Origin of the sequence: Pseudomonas sp. EA_65y_Pfl1_P113 (assembly GCF_963970525.1) — a bacterium.
Lineage (GTDB): Bacteria > Pseudomonadota > Gammaproteobacteria > Pseudomonadales > Pseudomonadaceae > Aquipseudomonas > Aquipseudomonas tritici.
This window is the reverse complement of sequence record NZ_CAXAQM010000052.1, coordinates 1-22,274: the sequence shown is the minus strand read 5'-3', so window position 1 is coordinate 22,274 and position 22,274 is coordinate 1. Positions and strand designations below refer to the sequence as shown.

Annotated in this window: 19 protein-coding genes; 4 read left to right on the top strand and 15 right to left on the bottom strand. The window is 57.9% G+C overall.

The window, feature by feature from the left end; genetic code table 11:
• Positions 1-178: 178 nt before the first annotated feature.
• The 3 genes from AACY52_RS27050 (at position 179) to AACY52_RS27040 (ending at position 2,287) form a co-directional block, all read left to right on the top strand.
• Positions 179-1,300, top strand: a complete 1,122-nt coding sequence (locus AACY52_RS27050; protein ID WP_339418715.1) for a beta-ketoacyl-ACP synthase III — start codon at positions 179-181, stop codon at positions 1,298-1,300.
• Between the two features lie 145 nt (positions 1,301-1,445).
• Complete coding sequence (locus tag AACY52_RS27045) at positions 1,446-2,060, top strand: RNA polymerase sigma factor (RefSeq protein ID WP_339418713.1); 615 nt, start codon at positions 1,446-1,448, stop codon at positions 2,058-2,060.
• A complete protein-coding gene (locus AACY52_RS27040; RefSeq protein WP_065881214.1) occupies positions 2,054-2,287 on the top strand; it encodes an anti-sigma factor in 234 nt (77 codons plus the stop codon). Before AACY52_RS27045 ends, AACY52_RS27040 begins: the two co-directional genes overlap by 7 nt.
• An 82-nt stretch (positions 2,288-2,369) precedes the next feature.
• Here the strand turns inward: AACY52_RS27040 and AACY52_RS27035 are convergent, their stop codons facing one another.
• Entirely contained in the window at positions 2,370-3,716 is a 1,347-nt protein-coding gene (locus tag AACY52_RS27035) for a putative porin (RefSeq protein WP_339560992.1), read from the bottom strand.
• 283 nt (positions 3,717-3,999) lie between these two features.
• On the opposite strand from AACY52_RS27035, the gene AACY52_RS27030 reads away from it, so the two are divergent.
• Entirely contained in the window at positions 4,000-5,124 is a 1,125-nt protein-coding gene (locus AACY52_RS27030; RefSeq protein WP_339467997.1) for a GNAT family N-acetyltransferase, read from the top strand.
• Positions 5,125-5,559: 435 nt separating this feature from the next.
• On the opposite strand, the gene AACY52_RS27025 is transcribed toward AACY52_RS27030, so the two are convergent.
• The 14 genes from AACY52_RS27025 to AACY52_RS26960 form a co-directional block, all read right to left on the bottom strand.
• Positions 5,560-6,678 (bottom strand): OmpA family protein, encoded by a 1,119-nt coding sequence (locus AACY52_RS27025; protein WP_339427947.1) that lies wholly within the window; start codon positions 6,676-6,678, stop codon positions 5,560-5,562.
• Positions 6,679-6,700: 22 nt separating this feature from the next.
• Positions 6,701-7,141, bottom strand: coding sequence for a type VI secretion system baseplate subunit TssE (gene tssE, locus AACY52_RS27020; RefSeq protein WP_339418705.1), 441 nt, complete (start codon positions 7,139-7,141; stop codon positions 6,701-6,703).
• A gap of 2 nt (positions 7,142-7,143) precedes the next feature.
• Positions 7,144-7,680, bottom strand: a complete 537-nt coding sequence (tssJ, locus tag AACY52_RS27015) for a type VI secretion system lipoprotein TssJ (RefSeq protein WP_339418704.1) — start codon at positions 7,678-7,680, stop codon at positions 7,144-7,146.
• Positions 7,661-8,758, bottom strand: a complete 1,098-nt coding sequence (gene tssG, locus AACY52_RS27010) for a type VI secretion system baseplate subunit TssG (RefSeq protein ID WP_339493468.1) — start codon at positions 8,756-8,758, stop codon at positions 7,661-7,663. The genes tssJ and tssG overlap by 20 nt, the downstream gene beginning before the upstream one ends.
• Complete coding sequence (tssF, locus tag AACY52_RS27005; RefSeq protein ID WP_339418701.1) at positions 8,722-10,488, bottom strand: type VI secretion system baseplate subunit TssF; 1,767 nt, start codon at positions 10,486-10,488, stop codon at positions 8,722-8,724. The genes tssG and tssF overlap by 37 nt, the downstream gene beginning before the upstream one ends.
• A 24-nt stretch (positions 10,489-10,512) precedes the next feature.
• A complete protein-coding gene (tssA, locus tag AACY52_RS27000; RefSeq protein WP_339427949.1) occupies positions 10,513-12,099 on the bottom strand; it encodes a type VI secretion system protein TssA in 1,587 nt (528 codons plus the stop codon).
• Positions 12,096-15,191, bottom strand: a complete 3,096-nt coding sequence (locus tag AACY52_RS26995) for an ImcF-related family protein (RefSeq protein ID WP_339560994.1) — start codon at positions 15,189-15,191, stop codon at positions 12,096-12,098. Before AACY52_RS26995 ends, tssA begins: the two co-directional genes overlap by 4 nt.
• 260 nt (positions 15,192-15,451) lie before the next feature.
• On the bottom strand, positions 15,452-16,612 hold the full coding sequence (locus AACY52_RS26990) for a hypothetical protein (RefSeq protein WP_339418699.1): 1,161 nt from the start codon (positions 16,610-16,612) through the stop codon (positions 15,452-15,454).
• A 2-nt stretch (positions 16,613-16,614) separates the two neighbouring features.
• Entirely contained in the window at positions 16,615-16,995 is a 381-nt protein-coding gene (locus tag AACY52_RS26985; protein ID WP_339418698.1) for a PAAR domain-containing protein, read from the bottom strand.
• Between the two features lie 27 nt (positions 16,996-17,022).
• Entirely contained in the window at positions 17,023-17,307 is a 285-nt protein-coding gene (locus AACY52_RS26980; RefSeq protein WP_339438405.1) for a YceK/YidQ family lipoprotein, read from the bottom strand.
• 197 nt (positions 17,308-17,504) lie between these two features.
• The gene (locus AACY52_RS26975; RefSeq protein WP_339418697.1) at positions 17,505-18,290 is read right to left on the bottom strand and encodes a hypothetical protein; all 786 of its coding nucleotides are present in this window, start codon (positions 18,288-18,290) and stop codon (positions 17,505-17,507) included.
• 97 nt (positions 18,291-18,387) lie between these two features.
• Complete coding sequence (locus AACY52_RS26970) at positions 18,388-20,481, bottom strand: lipase family protein (RefSeq protein ID WP_339418696.1); 2,094 nt, start codon at positions 20,479-20,481, stop codon at positions 18,388-18,390.
• Between the two features lie 58 nt (positions 20,482-20,539).
• Positions 20,540-21,313: a hypothetical protein gene (locus tag AACY52_RS26965; RefSeq protein WP_339560991.1), complete on the bottom strand. Its 774-nt coding sequence runs from the start codon at positions 21,311-21,313 to the stop codon at positions 20,540-20,542.
• Positions 21,314-21,397: 84 nt separating this feature from the next.
• Complete coding sequence (locus tag AACY52_RS26960) at positions 21,398-21,787, bottom strand: hypothetical protein (protein ID WP_339418694.1); 390 nt, start codon at positions 21,785-21,787, stop codon at positions 21,398-21,400.
• Positions 21,788-22,274 lie beyond the last annotated feature (487 nt).

Below are 22,274 nucleotides of genomic sequence, written 5' to 3'. Positions count from 1 at the left end.
CCAAATCCTAGGGTTTGTGGCAAACTTCGCCGTTATAAATGCCGGGATCGTCGTGAAGCGTCACGACGCGATGGAATAAAGCGATGCCAGTTTGGTGTCCGCGGTGCGGAATCGGACTATTTACAGTTTGGTACGACGGTACCAATATCTTCTGCCTGACAGATTTAGAGGAACGACCGTGCATAACGTCGTCATCAGCGGCACTGGCCTGTACACCCCAGCCAACAGCATCTCCAACGAAGAGCTTGTGCAGTCTTTCAATGCTTACGTGCAACAGTTCAACAGCGATAACGCCGCCGCCATCGAGCGCGGTGAAGTGCAGGCGTTGACTGAATCCAGCGCAGCCTTCATCGAAAAAGCCTCGGGCATCAAGAGCCGCTTCGTGATGGACAAAGACGGCATCCTCGACCCGCAGTGCATGGCCCCGCACCTACCCGAGCGTAGCAACGACGAGTGGTCGGTGCTCTGCCAGATGGCCGTCGGTGCTGCCGAACAGGCCTTGCAACGCGCCGGCAAGACCGCCGCTGACATCGACGGTGTCATTGTCGCCTGTTCGAACCTGCAGCGCGCCTACCCGGCCATCGCCATTGAGGTCCAGGAAGCCCTGGGCATCGAGGGTTTTGGGTTTGACATGAACGTGGCGTGTTCCTCGGCCACTTTCGGCATCCAGAACGCCGCCAACAGCATCCAACTGGGCCAGGCGCGGGCGATCCTGATGGTCAACCCGGAAGTCTGCACCGGTCACCTGAACTTCCGCGACCGTGACAGCCACTTCATCTTTGGTGACGCCGCCACGGCTGTGATCCTCGAGCGCGCCGACCTGGCCACCTCCGAGCATCAGTTTGACGTGGTCAGCACCAAGCTGTTGACCAAGTTCTCCAATAACATTCGCAACAACTTCGGCTTTCTCAATCGCGCAGCGCAAGAGGGTATCGGCGCGCCCGACAAGCTGTTCGTGCAGGAAGGCCGAAAGGTTTTCCGTGATGTGTGCCCGATGGTGGCCGAGTTGATCGGCGTGCACTTGGTTGAAAACCAGCTGAACGTGGCCGATGTGAAGCGCTTCTGGCTGCATCAAGCCAACTTGAGCATGAACCACTTGATCGTGAAGAAACTGCTCGGCCGCGAGGCCACGGTTGAAGAAGCGCCGGTGATTCTCGACACCTACGCCAATACCAGCTCCGCAGGTTCGGTGATTGCGTTTCACACCTATCAGGATGATTTGCCCAAGGGTTCCGTGGCCGTGCTCAGTTCGTTTGGCGCGGGCTATTCGATTGGCAGCGTGATCCTGCGTAAACGCTGATCTACCGGTCGATCACGGTCAAATGTGGGTGCTGCTTGCCTGCGATGGCATCACCGCGGTGTGACTGATACACCAAAGTGCCTGCATCGCAGGCAAGCCAGCTCCCACAGGAATCGGATTTCGACAGTGAAATCGAGGTTAATCAATGGCAGCAGCGGACGACGCGCACCTGCTTGAACGTCTGCTCAAGGGTGAGCAGCGGGCCTATAAGGAGTTGGTCGCCACCTACCAGAGCGCCATGCGTGCGGTGGCTTATGCCATCGTCGGCCAGCGCCACGCCGACGAAATCGTGCAGGATGCCTGGCTGTCGGTGGTACGCAACCTGGCTAAATTCGAAGGGCGTTCCAGCCTCAAGACCTGGCTGCTGACCATCACCGCCAACGCGGCCAAGGGGCGCTACAAGCAGAATCGTCGCGAGGTATTGCTCGATGATCTGCCTTCACCCCACGGCACCATTGGTGATGACCGTTTCACCCCGGACGATGGCCACTGGGCCGTCGCCCCCTACGCCTGGCATCAGGACACCCCGGAAGCCTTGCTGACCGAAGATGAATTGCGTGAATGCCTGGAACACACGTTGCTGAGTCTGTCTGATCTGCAAAGCAGCGTGCTGGTGCTGCGTGAACGCCAGGGCCTGGAGCTGGAAGAGATCTGTAATCTCCTGACGCTGTCGCTCTCCAATGTCCGTGTGCTGTTGCACCGAGCGCGGCTTAAAGTCTTCGCCACGGTGGAGCATTTTGAGGAGACGGGCGAATGCTGACCTGTAAAGAACAAGTGGCACGTTCCAGTGACTATCTCGATGGGCAATTGACCTTTCGCGAGCGTCTGCTGGTGCGTCATCACTTGATGTTCTGCCCGAACTGCCGACGGTTTATCCGCCAGATGCGTCTGATGCAGGCGACGCTGAAGATAATGCCGGATGAGCCGGTTGAAGGTGTGGATGCCTTGGCGCAGCGGCTGGCTGCCGAGCGGCTCAAGGGGGAGTGATGTAGCTGCAAGCTGCAAGTGAAAAGCGGCAAGTGACGCGCTTCTCCTTGAAGCTTGTCGCTTGCCGCTCAAAGCTGCTTTTTTAGAACTTGGCTTCTGCGTCCAACTGCAGGGAGTTGGCGTTGGCATCGCGGTAGCCTGCGGCGCTGGCGTAGTCCGCTTTGGTCAGGAAGTAAGTGGCGCCGATAGCGAAGTTCTTGTCGATGTCGTAGCCGACTTTGAACTTGTGACCGCGTGCACCGGTGAAACCGCCTGCGAAGTCCGAGTCAGTGAGGGCGCCGACCACTGCATAACGCTGTACGTCGCGGTAGTTGTAGTCCAGGTTGAAGCCGAACACTTTGGACTTGGCACCGAGTAACCAGGCAGTGTCCTTGTCTTTATCCGTGGCTTTGGTGTTTTGCACGTACTGGCCATAGAACGACAACGGTACAGCCAGGCCGCCGATATCGATTTGGCTGAAGCCTTCATACAAGCGGTACTCGCTGGCATTGCCGGCTGTGGTATTGGCGACCGTTTCGGCTGGGGTCAGGCAAGCGCTAGAGCCGGCGGTCGGGCAGCGGCTGTCCTCATCGTTCTGGAACGCATAAACACTGCCGCCCAGTGTCAGTTTCAGGTTGTCGGTCAGGGTGAAGCGCGACCCCAACTGGCCGGCGGTCATGCGCAGGTCATTGCGAAACTGCACGCCGTCGCCGTTGACGTTGTCCTTGAGGTTGTAGTTACCCAGGCTCCCGAACAGTTCGGTGCTGCTGCCCAGTGGGTATTTGTAAGTCAGGGCCAGGCCTTCCGGGTTGATATCGCTATCCCAGATCACATCACCCATGCTGACCCACGGCTGCAGCATTTTGCCGCCGATGACGTGCAGGTTCTTGATCTGGTCCGGGTGGTAGTCGATGTAGCCGAGGTCCAGCCAGATCGACTTCTTGTTGAAGTAGCCGTCCAGGTCCTGGTTCGTGGAACGGGCGTCGTCACTGCTACCCGTGGCGATACGGATGCCGGTGTCGACCTGCGAGTTGATCTCGGTGTAGGCGCCCAGACGAGCACGGATGCGCTCACGATCCTTGTCCTTGCCGCCGTTGTTCGGGGTGCCGTCGATCTTGATGGTTTCGTGGCGGAAGCGCACGTCACCCTTGAGCTGGGTCTTGGCAGCCCAGGCCAGTTTCTGGTCAAAACTGCTCAGCTCATTGGTTTTCTTCGCGGTGGCCGCGATCTGTTCGTTGGTCTCTTGTTGAGCTTGCCGTGCGATCTGCTGTTCTTTCTGGTCTTTAGCCAATTCGCTTTGCAGTTCAGTGTACTGCGCAGCGGTGATCTGGCCGTTGGCCTTGAGCATGTCGAGCAATTTAGCGTCGACTGCAGCGCTGGCCGGAACGCTCAGGGCCAGTAACAGGCCGCCGCACAGGACCGCCGCAGTTTTAGTGGAAGCAAGACGCATATCAATCTCCGAAGGTGAGGAGGGATGGCAAACCATCCAGGACACAACCGACCGATGACGGACGGAAAAATAACCACCTGCTAGAACCAGGCGCTCTAAAAACAGGCGTCAGTATCACGATCGTTTATGACGGCGCAGTGGCTAAGTGATGTCATCTAGATGACAAATTGATTAGGATCGGAACTATTGGTTTAGAGCCTTGTCACGCGATTCGGGGGTGTGCTTGGACCGGCGATAGGCGATACTCGCGAGGCTTTCACGCCCCCGATCAGTGAGGATGCACATGCCGTTGCAACGCCTGGACAGCCTGTCCGAAATCGCCCCGCAGGTTTGGGATGCACTGGTGCCGGACGCCCAGCCTTTCGTGCGGCATGCCTTCCTGAGTGCCCTGGAAGACAGCGCCAGCCTGGGCCCGCAATCCGGCTGGCAGCCGGAGCATTTGCTGCATTGGGACAGCGATCGGCTGGTGGCAGCATTACCCAGTTATCGCAAGTGGCATTCCTATGGCGAGTACGTGTTCGACCATGGGTGGGCGGATGCCTGCGAGCGGGCCGGCATCGATTACTATCCCAAGCTGCTGACAGCTGTGCCGTTCAGCCCGGTGAGCGGGCCACGCCTGTTGGCGGCGAATGCCGAGGAGGGTTTTGAACTGCTGAAAAGCCTGCCGGGTTACCTGGAAATCGAAGGGCTCTCCAGTGCCCACATCAACTTCACTGACGCGCTGGCCGATGCTGCACTGGCGCAACAACCGGGTTGGTTGCAGCGCCTGGGTTGTCAGTTTCACTGGCAGAACCGTGGCTACCGCGACTTCCAGGATTTCCTCGATGCCTTGAGTTCACGCAAGCGCAAACAGATGCGCAAGGAGCGTGAGCAAGTGGCGGGGCAGGGCATCGAGTTCGAGTGGTTGCAAGGGCATGAACTGAGCGAGGCGCAGTGGGATTTTGTCTACGCCTGCTACGCCAATACCTATGCGATCCGCCGCCAAGCCCCTTACCTGACCCGCGCCTTTTTCAGCCTGCTGGCCGAGCGCATGCCCGAAGCGATTCGCGTGGTCCTGGCCAAACAAGGTGCCCGCCCGGTGGCCATGGCCTTCAGCTTGATCGGTGGTGGCAGCTTCTACGGCCGCTACTGGGGCTGCCTGGCGGAATTCGACCGCCTGCACTTCGAAACCTGCTTCTATCAGGGTATGGACTACGCCATCGCCCACGGCCTGCAACGCTTTGATGCGGGGGCCCAAGGCGAGCACAAGTTGATTCGCGGGTTTGAGCCGGTGATTACACGCTCGTGGCATTACCTGCGTCATCCCGGATTGAAAAACGCCGTGGAGGATTTCCTCGAGCGCGAGCGGGTGGGGGTCGTGGCGTATGCCGAAGAGGCGCGGGCAGCCCTGCCTTATCGACAGGGCTGATCCACTTCACTTCAGCCCGGCTCCTCCTTGCCCAGCCATCGATAGGAAAAGCCGCCGATCACCGCGCCAAGGATCGGCGCGAACATAGCCGTCATCACCCGCTTACTGACGTTATGCCGACTAAAAATGTAAACACCAATTCCAACTATTTGATTTAATTAAACAAAAACAAAAATAAATCGTAAAAAGTTAATAAATACTATGATTTTCACACCTTGTTTACATACCGGAATACGTGTTAGTCCGTCGCATTAATTTCGAAAAAATCGCATTTTTGTCCCCAAAACTCACACCTGCATCGTGAACTGAATTCAGCCGTTGCGCCGTGTCGTCCGCACATGAGGATCTTTCCCTATTCCGCAATATACCCAAGAGTGCCCCGAGCCCGTGGACGCATGCTCAATCAACCAAGGAGGTATCCACCTCTACAGCCGACTACGCGCAGACGCCCACTTGCGGTACCAACTGGATATCCACCCGACGATTGGCCGCTCTCCCGGACGTGGTGTCATTGCTGGCAATCGGCTGACTGCCTGCCGCGCCTTGGACGGTAAAGCAATTATTGGGGATGTCGCTCATGCGCTGCATCCAGTTGCGCACTGCCGAGGCGCGGGCGTAGGAAAGCTGCAGGTTCTGCTCGGCGTCACCCGTGGTGTCGGTGTGCCCGACGATGACGATCAGCCAACCGGGTTGGGCCTTGATGTTGACCAGGGCATTGATCAGCACCTTGGTCGAGCCGGGCTTGAGTTCAGTGCTGCCGGCATCGAACAGCGACAGGCTGTCCAGGCGCACCGGGGTGGGCATGGCCTGTTGCGGTTGGTCGTTTCCTGCCATTTGACTCCACCACCAAAACCCGCACGCCAGGGCGACTGTGGCGGCCAGTGCAAACAGCCACAGGGCAATACGCCGCTTGCGGGTTTTCGAAACCACAGGCGGCACCTCAGGCATAGGATGGACTGGCAGGACCACCACCGGCATCACGAAGGCCGGCTGCGGAACCCTCGTCGATATCGGCAATATTTCGCCCGAAGATACGTTGCGTTGCAGGCGCTGCATCAGCCCACTGATCTGATGACGCAGCGCCTGCAACGTGACCAACGGCACTTGCCCGTGGCGATTCAATTGCGTGGCCAGCCGCTCCAGCTCACTGTCCACGCGCTCCAGAACGGGCAGCGCTTGCGTCGTTATTTGAAGGCTGCGCAGCAACGGCTGCAATTGAGCAAACAACCAGGCCAAGATGTCCAGGCGCACGGAGGCCATGGGCGGCCACACGCGTGACCATTCGTTACACAGCGCCTCAATCAATGCCACCCCTTGTGCCATGCCCTCCAGCCCGTGGCGTTGGCTGCGGGCCAGCGCAAAGGAGGCGGCAGTTTGCAGCTCTGCGCCGTTGTTGTGGAACAAGGTCAGGCACAACTGCTCGACCTTGGCCCAGTCGACGTCCGGACACGCCGGGTGGCTCAGCTTGGCCATCTCGTCACCCAGCGCAGTAAACCCGTCGAAGTCACGCGGGTCACCGCCGACTCGAATACGCATTTCAAATAACGCCGTCATCTAGCATCCTTTCCTTATAGGTTTACGGCTTGGGCAGGTAGTGCTGCCGTTTCAGGTGACGCACCAATACCTTGCCCTCAGGCGCCAAGGTCGTACCGAAGGTCACGCGCTCGCCGCCTTGCAGTTGCGCGTCCAGGGCGTACTCCAGATGGCCCGGTTGGGTCTGCGGCAGCAGTTCGATATTCACTGCTGCCAGGCGCGGCTCGTACTTGAGCAAGGTGCTCGTTAGCGTGCCCATCAACCCATGTGCGGCGGCGGGCAGTCCTTGCAGGATCAGGCCCATGTCCGGCAAACCGTAATCCGGTAGGTGACTGATCGAGCCCGCCCGGCTGTTGAGGATGCGTTGCAGATTGTCCAGCACCGACAGGGTGTGCTGGTCTTCTTCCCGCACTCGGTACAGGTCCAACTCGCCGTCGAAGTTCTGCAACAGCATCTCGTAGAGCGACGGGTTCAGCTCGCTCACGGTTAGTCCTTTTCCAGGGGTTGCAGGGTCAGGCGGTTGTTGCCCAGTTCGATCACCCGCGCCCGGTCCGGGTCCAGGTCATCGCGGGTCAGCGTCAGGCGCCAGGTGTTCATCTGCGTATCGGGGGTGCGAAACAACGCCACCACGGTCACGAACTGGGCGTCTTTGTGCATGGGCACATCCAGCTGTGCGCCCTCTGCGGGTTTAACCACCACCGCTCGTTGGTCCAACAGGTCAGCGCGCAGCAGGTTGTCAGCATCGCTCAGCACGCTGTCGTAGGTCGTCTTGCCCACGACTTTGTTGTCGCGCAACTGATACACCCGCACCACGGTAGGCACCGATAAACCACTCATGTCCGTCACGTCGGTGTTCATCGCTGCCCGGCCGGTAAAATCCAGGTGCAGGACTTTTACCTGTTTGTAGAAAATGGCCTTGGCCATGGACGCGGTGCCGTCGGTTACGGTCTGGGTCAGCCCGCACCCACTCAATAACGCACCGAGCAGCGCCACCTTCAATAGATTAAAAACGGTACGCGACATGCTGTGCCTCTCTGTACTGGGGGGTGCTGTGCAGGCCTTGGTATCGGCCCAGGTTGATGGTGATGGTGTCGTGTTCGCCGATCTGCCAGGCCTCGCTGCCCAGGCCCAGGACGCCGGTCATGCCCAGCAGCACGGGCGCGCCGCCCAGCACCGGTTTGGGCAGGCTGTGTATCGGCAGCGACAGCTGCAATTTTGCGGTGCAACGCCAGCCCAGGTAGACCCGCAGCAACACCAGCAAGTCGTTATGCAGCTGGCTGCCCGGCAACCAGCCACGCGCCTCAATCAGGTCCTCGGTGAACAGCGCCAGGTGCAACTGACTGTTGGCATCAAAGCCGACGCTGCCCAACGGCGTGCCCTGGGACAAACTCACCGGGTGACGCTTCGACAGGCTGGCCGGCTGCGCCAGGGCTACTTTTTGTGGCCAGTGCGGCGTCACCCGGGGCTGGGTGTTGGGGGCCAACAACTTGACCAGCGCGCTGATGCCTTCGGCGTTGCGCGTCGGCAGGCGCATCACGCTGAGCAGCGCCAGGAAGCGCGAGATCGGCGTGGCGATCTGCTGGGCGGTGCCAGGAATCCCCAGGCCGATCAGCCCCAGCAGGCATTGCGACGTCGCATCGCTGCCGCCCGCCTCAAACGTCGCAGGGTAGGAGTACTTACGCCAGATGCGATAGAACTGGGTAAATATCCGGTGGTTAAAAATATCCAGGAACGCCTCCAGCGCCTCATGGCCTTCGCGGCGCTGGGCGATGTCGTCCAGGAAGCTCGTCGGCATCGGTGAGTCGACGCCGTACAGGCCCAGCAGACGGGTGCGTACCGTCGCCGGACGTTCGGGATGGTCCTCGTCGGTTTCGATGGCCTTCAGTTCTCCCGCAGGAAAACCCATACCAGGGTCCGGCCGAAAGCGCACAGGGTCATCCGCCGGGTGCGCGGTGCTACCCAAGGGCGGGTGATTGGGCAACGCCTGTTCCAGCAACTGACAGAAACGGTAGAGGCTGGCCTCAGCGACCCGCCCGTCCAGCGCTTGCAGTAAACCAGCGGCTTTCAGCCGGGAATACGCTGACTGTGGTTCTCGTTCCATCGCAGGCACTTTCCGGTAGGTTGCAGGATCAGCGTGAGCTGGTTGAACAAATGAATGTCGGCATACAGGCCAAAGAAGCGATGGAGCATCTCGCCAAACAGGCTGATGTCGCCTTCCCCTGAAAAGCCATTGGCATCCAGGGTGATTTCGATATCCACCCCGCGTAGCAGAAAACCTTTCTCAAAACGCTGTACCAGATGATGGCGAACGTCGACAATCGCCTCCAGGCGCCGGCGATTCAGCTCGCTGCCGGTCCAGTCGTACAACGCCAGGGTGCCGCGCAGCACCTCGGCGCTGTCGAGCATCGGCAGGAAGTTCGAACCCAGATGGCTGAGCACGCGCCAATGAAAGCGGTCGCGGTTCGGTGGGTACTGCGGCAAACTCGGCGCACACAGGTTGTGCACCCGCAGGCCGGTCTGAGTCGATTGCACCAGGGTGTCGAGCAAGGTGCTTTGCAGGGCCTTGCGCGGTAATAGCCCATTGGTGCCGGTCAAGCGCAGGGAAAGGCTTTCGCTGCCCTGCAACCGATCCTTGTCGAAGCCGTCACCGCCCAGGATCAGCCAGGTGTCGTGCAAGCCGTTGGCCGAACGCTTCAACCGTGTATGGAAATAACGCTCAGGAGCCTCGTCGCGCAGCATGCCGCCCTTGTGGCGAAAGCTGGTGAACGGGACATAGTCCTGGCGCACCGCGTTTTTTGAGGAGGTCACCTGGTCGACCGAATAAATTTCTGTGTGGCCGTCCTGCAAGCGCATAGGCCGCAACAGGTAGTCGGTTTGCAACGGCGCCAGGGTCAGCGGGTCGGCCTCCAGCGGGAACAAGTTGATGACCGGCACGGCATGTAGGCGAATGTGTTCGCTGCTCACACTAAATTCGTGCGGCCATGCCTCGCGCAGCACCACATCCAATTCGAACCAGGGTGTACCGACGGTGAGGTTCAGTTGTTCCAGACCACAAAGGGTCACAAACATGAATTTTTCACGAAAGGTGAAGTACTCCAGCAGCAACTGATAACCGCTGAACGCGCTATCGCCCTTGGGCCACAGGCGATCTTCATCGGCGAACCCCTTGGGCGCAAAATGACCGTCCAGCGCCTGGCGCTCCTGCCCCGACAAGCGTACGTACAACGCCTGCGTGTTCAGGGTCAGTGCCTGGTGCAAAGCACTGGCCAGCGGTGCGTCGGCATTCAGGTACAGCGGCAGGCGACTGAGGTCGATCTGGCTCCAGTCGCTCAACGCCCCGCAGGCAAAACGCAGGCGCAGCAGAGAACGACCGTCTGGCTCGTAAGCCAGTCGTACCGACTCCAGGGCCAACGGTTGCAACATTAGGTCCTGGGTGGTGGTGTAACGGCAGCGTGTGCGTTGCGGGCCGATGGGTTGGGAGAGGATCTCAAAACCCGTGGCGATGGCCTCGCTGCGTTTCATCTGCGCCAGCTCAGGCACCAACTCGACGACCGACAATGAAGGGATGGTGCGCAGGTAATGCGGCCACAGCAGGCTGACCAGACCCTCGGTCAGCTCCGGCAAGTCATCGTCGAGCTTCTCGCGCAGGCGCCCCATCAAGAAGGCAAAGCCCTCGAACAGACGCTCCACATACGGGTCTTGCGCGCCCGGTTTATCCAGGTTGAGCTGAGCCGCCCGATCCGGGAACGCTTCGGCGAACTCCTTGCCGGCTTCGCGCAAGTAACGCATCTCGGCATCGAAGTAGCGCAGTGTTAAATTGTCCAAGCTCACAGAAAGATTCCAGATGAATAAGGGTTAACCGCAAAGCACTGCAGCGCGTACCGGGTCAATCGCTACTAGTCCTGCCAATAGCGCCTCGGTACGCCGGGCCAGGGTGGGTTTGTCCGCATCGTTGCGCTGTGCTTTCATGCGCAACAGCTTGAGCAGGCGAGCCTTAACCTCAAAGTTCAGCTCTGGTTCCCACACCGCCAGGGCGTGGTGCTGCGCGGTAGCGTCCAACTCCCCCAGCAGGTGCAGGGCCAGATCGCTTTTGCCATATTGCTCGGCTACCCGCGCCATCAGCAGGCGCAGCAGCCAGCGCTGACGCCCGGTTTGTATTCCAGGCCGGGATGCCAACCAGGCGAGCGCCACTTCCACGCCGTCGTTGTCGGCCTGGACCAGGGCTTCGCCCTCCAGCGCCAGGATGTCAGCGTCTCCCGTGGTCAGTACCGCCTTCGGTGCCGGTAGCCATTGCTGGGCACGATTACCACTGACGTGTTGGGTGATCCAGTCGCGGGTAGTCTCATCGGCGAAGGGCGTACCGTCGTTCCAGTGCAACAGTTCCAAGCCCGGCAGACGTTCGAGAAACATCCCCAGATCACGCTTGACGATATCGGCCCAGCTGTCTTGTGGCGCCGGTTGTTTACTCAGCGCCTGGTACAGGTACCACTGCAGATCCAGCCAGAAATGATTCACCCCCTCGGCGTACACCCGCTCGACCTGATCGAGCAATTCAGCCCAACTCTGTTGCAGGTACAGGCGTTTGAGTTGTGCCCGATAATCGCCACGAGGTGACGCCAGACGCGTATTACCGCTGGCTTCCTCAGGCGGTGCCTGGTGTACCGTGTCCCAACGCAAACTCTTCATCAGTCGATGGGCCGCCAGCCAGCCCTGGGGCTGTTCGCGCAAATACCCCGCCAACGCCCGACCGTTGTCCAGCAGGTCGCGCCCGGACTTGATGGCCGTGGCGGTCGGCGCCGCCGTCTGCACGTTCGACTCATGACTGACACTGTGCTGCGGCACCAGTGCATCCACCCCACCGGACTGGGTCAACCGGGCGGATAATGCGCCGTACAGCGCCCCAAGGGCCGGACGCTGGTCCTGCGGCCACGCCTCAAGCCCGCGCTCCAGCCAGGCCAGGGCCGCGACCGTGCGCTCGGCCTCGCTGCGCACCACCTCGGGGTATAGCGACAGGCTGTCCAGCACCTTACTGCTGGCCAACCATTCCAACGCCATCTTGCGGCTGTTGGGCCGCGTCGGCAGAACTTGGGCGGCATAACGCTCCACTAGCGCGGCCAACAAGGTCAGCCCGTCAGCTAACCCGGCCTCACCGTCCTTTTGCAAACGCGCCCACAGGTAATAAGTCCCCACCCGCAGGTCCTTGCTGGTGTGAGTAAGCAGCTTCTCGGCCAGTTGAACCACCCGCTCGGCATCCGCCCCGGACAGTTTGTTGACCTCTTCGCGCATGCGCTGGAAGTCATCGTCATAGCCTGGATCTTCGCCTACGGGTGAGTCCGCACTGATGGGCAGAAGCCACGGCTGCCAGCGTTCGGCCTGGTCGCGGCCGAGGGCCAAGGCATCGCGCTCACCCAAGCAGTGTGTGATCAGGGTGCGCAGGCTCATTCAAAACTCCCGTTTTGCGCATAGGGCACTTCTGCGGCACCTTCGTTGAGAAAAATCTGCGACGGCAGCGTGAAGTTGCGAAAGTTGAGCAAGGCCAACGGACCCGCGCCCAGCTCGGTGCGCAGGTTCCAGGTGAGATTCAGGCCATCGGGGGCCTTGAGGACCAAGCGGTAGCGGCTATCGCCGTCGTCCAAGGGGGTTATTCGCGCTTTTTCCAGCAAGCGAATCAGGCCCCAAGTGCCCTGGTAGTCACCGAACAAACGCTCGCCGGTATGGATGCTGGTCCAACTCAGGCTGGCGCCCGGATGGTCACCACGTCCCGGCCAACTGAAACGTTGCCAGAGCTCTTTCTGGTTGAAGTACTGATGTTGCACACCGTTGAGAATAAAGGTGGTTTGCACCACATCGCGCACCGGTTTGCCTTGCAGCTCAAAGCTCAGGCCCATGCCGCCGTCGGTGTAGATCACGTCAGCCAAGTGACTGAGCTGGTTGATCGCCGCCAGGAACTGCGGGTTGAAGCGCAAGCCCTGACTATGACGAGGGTCGGCTACCCAACGGCTGCCTTCCTTTCGTAGCACACCGCTCAGTTGGCGCTGCAAAAACTGCTCGATGCGCCCGGAGTCGGCGCGGATCATCTGCCCCAGCATCGGCAGCGAGGAGTCACTGGCGGTGTCAGCAAACGGGTAGCGGCCGGCGAAGGCGCCTTGCCAGTCCGTAACAATTGCCCGCTGCCACTGATTGTTGAGCCCAGCCGCAGAGGGTTGCAAAACCCGCTGCCAGGCTTGATCCAACGGCTGCACAAAGAGCGTATGGCCGACCCCACTCCACTCCGCGCCCAGGCTGGCAGCAATCAGGCTACCGTAAGACTGGGTGTCAGTCAGGTCCACGCTCTTGCCCTGAAAAACCGTCTGCGCCAGAGCCTGAGTCATTTCCTGCGGGTCGGGTGCATTGCTTACTTGCTGCAGTTTCAAACGCACCCGCGTGACCCGGGTGAGGAACGCTTGCAGGCTCAACCGGTCGTTATCGGCCTTGCCCTCGGGGGCTTTGCCCAGCAGCGTCAGCAACGGCCCAAAAGTGGCATCCAGCGGGCTGCGTGGCATCTGGGTTTGCTGGTCGATCACTGGCACCTTGTCCTGGTCGATCAGCTTTTGTGCGGACTTGATCAGCGAGTCGGCCAGCGCCTGGCTGCGAGTGCCGGCCTGCCCTTGATAGGCCAAGGTGTTCATCAGGGCAATGAGCGGCGACTGACGCACATCGGTCATCAGGGTCAACTGGTCGATCACATCAGGCAGGCTGTTGGCCTGATGCCAGCGCAAACTGTTGAGAAAATCCAGCCAGGCGTTGGCGTAGTCCTGAAAGTAGCGCTCAGTGAGGCGTTCCTTGAGCACACTTGGGGTCAGTTCGGTGGCGATGTCGGTCTGGTTGTCGCTGAGTACCCAATCGATTTCCTCGCGGCGCGCCTCGGCGATATCGTCAATGGCCTGGCGTACCTGGCCTTCCCAGGCCTGGCGGGTGAACACCCCCGGCACGCTGGATTCGGTGTAGAACAACGCCAGGGCGTCGGTTTCACCGACCATGCCTTGCACACCCAACTCAGGATATTGGTTAGCTGCCAGGTCGAGGACCTGCTGGTACAGGGTGGTTTCGGCATTGCGCTGGCCCAATTGGCCGAGCAGCACTTGTCGGGACAGTGCCACCAGCGTCGGGTCAGCCTTGATGGCCCAGTCCGGATGCGCTGCCAGGTGCTCGCCATAGAACCGCCACAGGGTGGGCGACAGGCCTTGCCAGAGGCCCGGAGATATCCCGGCGCGTGATGGCTCGGCGTTGGTCAAGGCTTTGGTCAGGAAGGTCGCGTCAGCTTTTTGCGGGCGCGCCATCATCAGGTACGCCTTCAATTGCTCGTAGGCGCCCTGGGCCCGCTCAGCCCGTTGCTCGCTGCCCGGGGGCAGACTGATCAAGGCGTTGAGCTGGCGCTGCAAATTGGCCGCTGCCGGGCCACGTATCAAGCGGTTGTTGGCGTCGACATAACGTGGCCACAGGGCATCGAGCAGGGCTTGATTTTGATTCAGGCCAAAGCGCTGGTACCAGGGCATGCCGTGTTTGGCGCGGTAATCCAGACGTGCCAGCTCGCGCACCAGATCGTTGAACGCGCTCAGTTGCTCGTCGCTGTTTCCCGGCTGTTGCAACGCCGCCAACGAAGTTTGCACGTGGGCAATCTGCACACGGTTACTGACAAACGACAGCAACAAGCCTGCCCCCCACAACGCAGCCAGCACCAGTACCAGTGCATAACTGACGCGTGGAACGCTCCAGCCCAGTCGACTGCCGCTGGTGGTTTTATCATCAAGTACGCCACGCCATACCGGGGCTGCCGACCAGATATGTTCCACTTGCTTCGTGCGCGGTACCGGCAGGCTGAACCACAACCCGCGCAACGGCACGCCACGGGCAAACTCACCCGCCAGCGGTGCCAGCGTGTGACGCCAACGCGCAATGCCCTCGCCCTGTAAATCCCGGGACAGGCGCAGCAGAAAGTCATGGCCCATCATATTGTTGATCTGCGCCAGGCCTTCGCGACGCAAAGGCTCCAGCAAACTATTCAAACGACCTTGCAACGCCTGCGCATCAAAGCGGGCCGGCAACAAGCAGCCTACCGGCCGTGCCTTGCGGGTGTCCTGGGGCCACTCACTGTCGCAGACCTGCCACAGGTACAACGGCAACTGCCAGCTCAGGCTGCGGGCCAGACTCTGTAATTGGCGAACGCCCGCGCCCATCGCGGCATCATCGGCAGCCTGGGTTTTGTTCAGTGCCCAGACCACGCCGTCGAGCGCACGCCAGCGGCTCAGGCCAGCCCATTGCTGAGGGAATGACTGATCCAGCGGCTCATGGGTACTACCGCCCCACAATAGGACGGTGCCTTGGCCTTCCAGCCAGCATTGTTCGGTTAGGGTCGGGGCGATGGCGTCGATTTGCTCGGGTTCGCCGACGACCAATAGGAGGCGAACTTGGCGGCGCCAGAAGAGGCCGTAGCGTTCGCGCAGGTGGTCACGCAGCGCTGAGAGATCAACAACTGGTTGGCGAGGCAAAACCATCTGTGCGTCTGTTGGGGCATAGACCTTATCCGTGCGACCCTGCTCTTGGTGGTTTTGGCGTTTGAGATGCGCCAACAGCCGTGGTACCAAACTGCCCACCATCGCGATGGTGATGATCAGTAAAAAAGCGAACAGCTTATGGTGATTCTCGACTAACCCTATCCGATCACCGTATTTCCAGATCACCCAGCCCAGCGCGGTTACAAGTGTAATGATCCACACTGCTGCGCCCGCGCGACGCCATGAATTACTCCAAGCTTTCATGCCAACTCTCCCGTGGTAACAGTGCTAATCCAGTGCCGCGATTCTTCTTGGGCCAAGACCAACAAAGGCTTGCGCTGATGCCGGACCATTTCCACTCCAAGCGCAGTCACCAGCCAGTGACCGAGCGGCCCCGACACTCCACACAGGCTCTCCTGAATCCACTGCGACTCCACCTTGAGCGACGCGTCATGACCACCTGCGACAGCAAGCATTTTGCCGGTCAGTGGCAGCCAATCCGCGTAGTCGGCCAACAAGCCGGTCGCCTGACAAGCACTTGTCTGAGTTTGCAGGAACAGCGGAAACTCGCTGTCCAGCGCGTCGATGTCCAACGGCATTGGCCGTAACAAGCCAGCCGTCACAGGTAGCTTCAAGGCGAGTGCCAGGCTGTCCGGGCATAAAAGCAAGGTTGCAAGCCCGTCGGAGTACGCTTCCTCACCGTGTACCTGTAGCACCAGAATCAACTCGATGGCTGCGCTCGCAGTCTTCAACGTTTCATCGATCCACCGGTATGACAATTCGCCAGCCAGAGTGATCATCGCTGGTAGAGGTTGGCTAACTGTGGTGGACCACGTCTGCTGCAAGGCATCACGCAAGGCATCGTATTGCCCGGGATCGACATCGCTCAGTAGGGTGACCCGCAGCTCCTGGCCCGTCGGCAACGCTTGCAGTGCCGGCGCCAGTCCCAGGATCAACAGTTGCAATCCGGTCTGCGCGCGCTCCGCCTGTACAGGCAAGGCCGCAATACGCCGTGCCTGCCCTGTACGGGGAGGCAAGCCAGAGGGAGTTTGAGTCAGTACGCTGGCAGACACCTGATCCGGCAACAGCACACAACTGGCAGACACTGCCAGGTAGCGCTGCGCCCAGCCCTGCCAGGACTGTTGTGCACCTTGCGCCTCCTCCTCAAGAAACTGGTAACGGCTCAGTGCTCCTCCATAGGCATGGGCACGAGTACCAAACGTCAGTAACCAGACCAGCAACGGCGAGCCGGAAAATACCCAGATATTGAACGTATGCAGTAGCGGCATACGTTCGGAGGCATGCAACAAAAACAGCAGCACGCAGGCGAGCACCGCCACGACTGCCGCCAATACCCAACGGCCCAGCACAGGGGGCTCTGGAGCTTCCACTACTTCGGGTGGATGACGATCCCAGCCCATGGTTAACCCAGCCCGCAATCAGGGGCGCTGGAGATCACCTGGCAACCGCACTCACATCGGCAGCCGTTGACCACCATCGCCCGATCATCCTCAGACCAGTCCGGGCAGCCATCGACAATCCGGTTTACGCCATGCCCCGGCAGCGGACAACGAACCTCGTCGCCAACCAATGCCACTCGCTTGCCATGAACGATAGTCGTGGATGAGGCCGATATGACTTCTCCGCCGTGGGTGGTTTTATCACCCAATAAAACAAAACCTTGGGGCATATTAAAATATTCCAAAACTCGCCCATTGAAAGATAGGCTTCCATAAAAACGATCAGACCATTCGTTATAGGGATGGTCTCGACCAATAAAAATAACTCTATCCCAAAAATGCACTACCTTTAACTTTCCAGCGCCTAAGCGCTACGTATAGTTTCGCGGACAATGCAGCGCCCCATTATCAGCATCTAAAGCCGATCCAAGGGTAAGCGTGTCAAAAACAAAAGAAAAAGGTAAGTCAATGATAGCCAAGGGAATAACTAAACCGTAGGTCCCCTTAATCATACTCCAGTCAGTTGCTGCGTGAACATCCAGGTGAACTCCCTGGTAGGGGCAAGTCGGACCATTCATAACTACCGCACCTACTGCTGCACAGCCCGATTGCAGTCCGACAATAAATCCTAAAATCCCGAATTTTAAACGCTTCACGCAACCACCCCTAGACTAACTCTCGAAATATTTTTAAAGCGAGACCGGGCAGCGCCCGCAATTAATGCCAAATAAAACATCGCAACTCCAATGCAAATACATGACTAGCCTTTATAAAATAATCCTCACACCAATCGACATTAGGGATAAAACATTAAGAGTTGATGGTAAGGTCTGAATAGAAGGAGGCATGCGATTCATCGAGCCTTCTCCGCAGCCAGGCGAATGGTTTGCAGCTTCTTGAAGCTTGGCTTGCTGCCAGTCGCTGTAACACTGCCATCGGGGTAGGTGAGCTCGGGGTAGACGCCCACTTTATGCACCTTCGAACCTAAAGAATAAACAACGTAGCTGGCATGCAGCGAGGGCTCGAACGTCACCTTTCGAGCAGTTGGGGCGCGATAGTACGAATACATTTCACCCTCACCGACTAGCCAAGCGAGTTTTTTATGCCCTCCAATGAATCGTTCGCTAACCCAGGGGTAATAATCCTTGCTAATCAGGGCGTCGCCACTGACCTTTATAATCGGCTCAAACGCAGAACGTCGTTGTGGCAGATGCTGATCGAACATTACGATCACCCCACCCCCAGGGCCCGCTTTAACGTTCTCCCCAAAGTGTGTTGTGTTGGCGTAGGTGACACCAAAGGTCACATTACTCAGTTGCCACTGGCACCTGCCACCGCCATTGATGGGCAGCTTCGCTTCGTACACGTCGCTCTGCCCCTGCCGTTGCGGTTGTACCGTGGTGGAGAGATAGCCATCTTCTTCATAACTGGTCCAGTCCGGCCCGGATCGCTTGATCGGGCACTTTTCTGAGCGGTACATCACTCGCATAGGTTCTGCTGCAAGGTTCTCGGGGACCTTTATCGTCACGCTGACCTGCTCGCCGCCCGGTGGCGGCGACAGGGTCCTGTTCTGGGCACAGCCACTGAGGCTGAATAGCAGCAACAGAACGCCGCTCATGCGGCTTAGGGAAGCATTCATACTTTTGTCCCTTCGTGATGGATCAGAATATTCATGATTTAACTTCTTTCCCTATAACTGAAGCGCTTGACTGGCTTCGGCGTATCAGAACACTGCTTCAGGCCTGGGTGATCTCGATCATCACGCCGAATTCGCGCTCGCGGCAAAAACGCTGCAGGGCTTCAGTGCCACCTTCCAGCTCTCGGGTCGTGTGCAATGCCATGGGTAACAATTTCTGCAAGGCGAGAAACTGCTCATTACGATGTTTTTCCTCTTCGGGGATGCCCTGCCTATACAGCTGCTCCTCGAACTTCGCCCGATCCTCCTTGCGCTGCAACGGCCGCTCGGGGTCGCTCAACTCCAGCAACTGGTTGTGCAAGAAGGGCAGGTAAGCCTGGATCATCGAGTGATCCCACGGGCTGCTGCGCGAAGTACTACGCTCGGGGTTGGTATGTGATGGAAAGAAACGCACCAGGCTTTCCCGGTTCAATGACCGGATCAGGGTCTTCTGATCCTCACTGGCGAAACGGCTGAACTCATCGTTCAGGCTGGGTACCAGATAGATACGCGTGCGGTGCGGCAAACGCGTAAGAATGGTGGTGTGGTAGGGCGCGCCCAAGCCTTCTTTGCTGCGATAGGCAGGATAGTTGGAGCCCCGGGATTCCACATGCTGATCAGCCCGGTAGAACATCGCAATCTGCCCATGATGCCAGTAGGGATCACCAAAGCGGATCAGCTTTCCGGCCGCCAGTTCACCCACGGACCAGATATATCCGAGGCTGGGACCTAGCGGGCCAAAGGCGCTATATAGCCAGTTATCCAGCTCCGCCTCAGGCGGTACGCTGGTGATGGTGTCCGCATCGTTGACATGGCGGAAGTGCATCACTGATTTCAGACGTTCCAGTGCCTTGGCCGTGAAGGTGCGAGGCATGCCGTAGGTATAGAGCAGCGGATTGAGATCTTTCAGCTCTGCGGAGTGGATCAGTGCCAGGGCACCGCCCAAGCTATGGCCGCAAATAAATAACTTCCTACCCTCCAAAGCTTCCTGAATGTCATCAAAATCTTTTGGAAACAGCTTCTTAGCCACCTCAAACGACTGCAAGAAACCGTAATGCGCGCTGCCGACATCAGTCAGGGGCGTACACGATGACTTCACGTCGCAGCCACTGCCATCGGCCGGCATCGGGCGGTACATCACATCGGTCACCCAATCCATGGGTTCCTGAGTTCCACGCCACGCCACCACCACCTGAGTCTGGTTGATGAAATAGAACAGTTGGGTGTTTTCGATGATGTGCCATGGGATGTCCGGCTCATCCGGCGGTACTTCGGCCGTCAGCGAATCAAGCATGACCGCCGTGGTGTAACGCTGGTCAAAAGGTACGTCCACCACCAGTGCCGGCAGACGTGTCCCTTTGGGGTCGATCATCTCCGGCGTACGCGACAAGTCCAGGCACTGACGGAAAAAGAACTCCTCCACCGAGCCTGACACCGTACTGGGGTCGGAGTCCGGACGCTGCTTCAACATGTTCTGGGCGGCGACGCTGTAGGACAGGTTGGCCATCAGTCCAAGGTTATAGGCGTTGGCCATGCTGTATTCAGGTTGGTGATGCAGCACCAACGACCATGCACGGAGGGGACATACTTCCAGTACGTGACGGCGATTCAGTGCTTCGTAATCAACAGTGAAACCGCTGTATGTCTGATCCGGGAAGTGAAAGGCTGGGGGGCGCTTCGGGTCTATGACAGGCGGGTCAAAGGTTGGTAATTGGTCGCACAGTTGGCCGATGCGCAGGTAATGATAGACATGGCCTGCCGCAAGCGCCTGCTTCTCTATCGGAGAGAATCCCGAACGCTGCGGACCATACAGCGGAGAACGGTCACCGATTACAGGTCGGGGCGGCTCAGACCGCTGCGCGCGCAGACGACGGGTTTGCAATTGCTCTGCCAGGGGATCAGCAGTCATCAGCAACGTGATGGGTATCGGGTGCAGGCCGTCGATGCGGATTACGCCTTGGGCATCGCTTTGACCTGCGCACTCTGGGGCACACGCCGCGCGCGTGGCGTCGTTCACCGCGCGATACGGCATGTTCGCCAAGGGATCGCCCTGCTCGTCCAGCAGCTGGAATTCGACCCAATGCTGTTTCTGCTTCCCCCCGATCACGTCTTTACGCGGGTTGAGGGTGTCCGTACGGTGCAGGGTGTCGTTCATGACGGTCCTTATATAAAGAGTGTTATTGGGCGAACGGGAATTCGTTCAATCCAATCAATTAGTTCACGCCCCATTTAGTGAATTCCTCTATTTCTTCATCAAAGTACTCCGTGGCTTCTAAGGCCGCCCACCCTGCTGCAACGCCGGCGCCCAACATTAACCCGACAGTACAAATCGGTGCGCCTGGACCACACAACGGGATTACGGCCGCACTTCCAAGAAAAGCTCCAATGATCCCACCACTAATAACAGCACCCTGCTTAAATGCCTCTTTAGGTTTATTATCAGCATTTACAATTTCATACGTTGCATAAGCGATCGTAACGACAATCAAAACCTTGCCCGAAACCTTCAGTACCTTATTCAGCGTGTTGAATTTAGCGGCTGGTCTGGCCGAGGACTCCACGATTTCGTAGTACATTGCTTTTTTTCGCTTATCATCAAGCTCTGCAAACTTTTCACCAAATTCTTTAATGGACTTTTCATCCAATAATTTTTCGAGACTGGCTGGAACTTTTTTTCGATCCTCCGCAACCGCCAGCCCGTGCACGGATGTTTTTGCTCTCACTTCCGCCATAATCTTATTACGCGCTTCATAGCAAAACTCCGCTGCGTCTTTTACCGAAACTTCACCGGCCTTCACTTGAGCTAGCACCTCGCCCCTGACCCTTTTTACATTGCGATTGTAGTTATCGCGTTGTTTCGCATCACTTATCACATCCGTAGAAAACTTAAGGGCAGCGCCCTCTAGTGACTGAAGAGCCTGATGCAGAGCTTCATCGTCAATCAGATGATCCGTTCCAGCCAAATAATCCCGATAAAAAACATCCATAACACACTCCGCAAATGTCCTTAATAACGTTCCCGCACCAATAAAAAACCTTCACCGCTCAGATCCAGCCATTAAACATTAAATCTAACAGCATTTAGTTTCTTTCAAAATCGCCAATACGATTGCCGTCAGAAAAAAACAAAAAAACGCACTCACTAAAAGTCCAATATACAACCGCATACGAAATTTGATAGCGCCAGATAGACGAGCAAACTCTTGACGATCAAGCGTACCATTACGAAGATGCTTACGAGGAAACACCAAGCCACCAGCGACAATGGAAACCAATGTGCACCTCGCATAGAGCGAGCCGCGCCCCCACATATCACCATAAGAACTTACAACAACACTCCCTTTAAAATTATCCAGAACTTTGACCAGGTCACGATAAACAATGTAAAGATTCACCCCTATAGATGCAGAAAACAGTAATGCAGGAAAAAAAAACAGGAAGAACATTTTCAAAACAATCATATCTTCACCCAGAAATATTATTTTATATTTTTCCGCGCCGCTGACTCCAGACTCTTGACACTCTAGGTCCTCCACTCTCAGCTGAACGCAAGAGATTCCGGAAAAATAATAAAACCCGCTTTACCCTCACTATAAAACGTGCCCTGTAACCGTTCCGTCGCCCATGATCGCAGTACACTTCTTACTCGCATAATCCAATACAACCGGTACTTGAGCTTCATCTTTCAGGGTATAACCACCAGCATAACCCGACGACAACCGCGACACCGAAATTACACCACCAGAATCACTAAACCCATGATAAAAAATATGACAGCTTCAGGCTGTCTTCAAAACTTCCATCACGACAACGGCTAAAATAAGGTTCTTCACGGAATCACGGGAAAGACAGAAACAAGAACGCCGATTTGATGGATGATGTTCGTGCGAGCAAACACATCTAAAAAACCGGCGTTCTTATGCGTGATATTAATACTTTTCTTCCCTT

Excerpts from the sequence above, each read along its gene's own strand:
- AACY52_RS27045 (WP_339418713.1), top strand. The coding sequence starts at position 1,446 with ATGGCAGCAGCGGACGACGCGCACCTGCTTGAACGTCTGCTCAAGGGT.
- AACY52_RS27040 (WP_065881214.1), top strand. The coding sequence starts at position 2,054 with ATGCTGACCTGTAAAGAACAAGTGGCACGTTCCAGTGACTATCTCGAT.
- AACY52_RS27035 (WP_339560992.1), bottom strand. The coding sequence starts at position 3,716 with ATGCGTCTTGCTTCCACTAAAACTGCGGCGGTCCTGTGCGGCGGCCTG.
- AACY52_RS27030 (WP_339467997.1), top strand. The coding sequence starts at position 4,000 with ATGCCGTTGCAACGCCTGGACAGCCTGTCCGAAATCGCCCCGCAGGTT.
- AACY52_RS27025 (WP_339427947.1), bottom strand. The coding sequence starts at position 6,678 with ATGACGGCGTTATTTGAAATGCGTATTCGAGTCGGCGGTGACCCGCGT.
- tssJ (WP_339418704.1), bottom strand. The coding sequence starts at position 7,680 with ATGTCGCGTACCGTTTTTAATCTATTGAAGGTGGCGCTGCTCGGTGCG.
- tssG (WP_339493468.1), bottom strand. The coding sequence starts at position 8,758 with ATGGAACGAGAACCACAGTCAGCGTATTCCCGGCTGAAAGCCGCTGGT.
- tssA (WP_339427949.1), bottom strand. The coding sequence starts at position 12,099 with ATGAGCCTGCGCACCCTGATCACACACTGCTTGGGTGAGCGCGATGCC.
- AACY52_RS26995 (WP_339560994.1), bottom strand. The coding sequence starts at position 15,191 with ATGGTTTTGCCTCGCCAACCAGTTGTTGATCTCTCAGCGCTGCGTGAC.
- AACY52_RS26990 (WP_339418699.1), bottom strand. The coding sequence starts at position 16,612 with ATGGGCTGGGATCGTCATCCACCCGAAGTAGTGGAAGCTCCAGAGCCC.
- AACY52_RS26975 (WP_339418697.1), bottom strand. The coding sequence starts at position 18,290 with ATGAATGCTTCCCTAAGCCGCATGAGCGGCGTTCTGTTGCTGCTATTC.
- AACY52_RS26970 (WP_339418696.1), bottom strand. The coding sequence starts at position 20,481 with ATGAACGACACCCTGCACCGTACGGACACCCTCAACCCGCGTAAAGAC.
- AACY52_RS26965 (WP_339560991.1), bottom strand. The coding sequence starts at position 21,313 with ATGGATGTTTTTTATCGGGATTATTTGGCTGGAACGGATCATCTGATT.
- AACY52_RS26960 (WP_339418694.1), bottom strand. The coding sequence starts at position 21,787 with ATGATTGTTTTGAAAATGTTCTTCCTGTTTTTTTTTCCTGCATTACTG.